Annotated in this window: 1 protein-coding gene; it reads left to right on the top strand. The window is 56.4% G+C overall.

Annotation, left to right across the window (positions count from 1 at the left end):
* Nucleotides 1–528: calcium-binding protein (locus tag AM629_RS21490; protein WP_161804272.1), on the top strand; the 528-nt coding region annotated here is incomplete at both ends.

Here is a 528-nt window from a genome sequence, read left to right as displayed (position 1 = left end):
GGCTGGTTGGGGGCGCCGGGAGCAATACCTATGTTGGTGGTGCCGGTGATGACGTTTTTGTTATCAGTGCTGCTGACGATACGAAAAACATTCACGGCAATGGCGGGCACGATACGGCGATCATTGTTGGCAAAAAAGGTATAGAGCTGAACATGGCTCAGGCCGGTTTAACTATGGCTCAAGGCGGGAGTGGCAGTGATGTCATCAGAAGCGGTGGAGCTAATGGTGTCTTTATCAAGGGCGGCTCCGGCGATTCGGTGTTAGTCGGTGGCATGGGTAACGACGTCCTGGTCGGCGGCAGTGGGCACAACACCATCATTGGTGGCAGTGGCAAGTCGGTTATCTATGCCGGTTCTCAGGGCGACTCAATCTATGCTGCCCAAGGCGGCAGCGTCATTCACGCCGGTGGCGGGGACGATAAGATTTTCGGCGGTGTGGGTGACGACGTGATCGAAGTGGGTCACGGGAGTGCAACGATTGATGGGGACGGTGGAGTCAATATAGTCAGCCTGCACGGTAACCACGGCG

The sequence above is a fragment of the Photorhabdus heterorhabditis genome, assembly GCF_001280945.1.
GTDB lineage: Bacteria > Pseudomonadota > Gammaproteobacteria > Enterobacterales > Enterobacteriaceae > Photorhabdus > Photorhabdus heterorhabditis.
The sequence above is the reverse complement of the archived record's forward strand: the minus strand, read 5'-3'. Positions and strand labels throughout refer to the sequence as shown.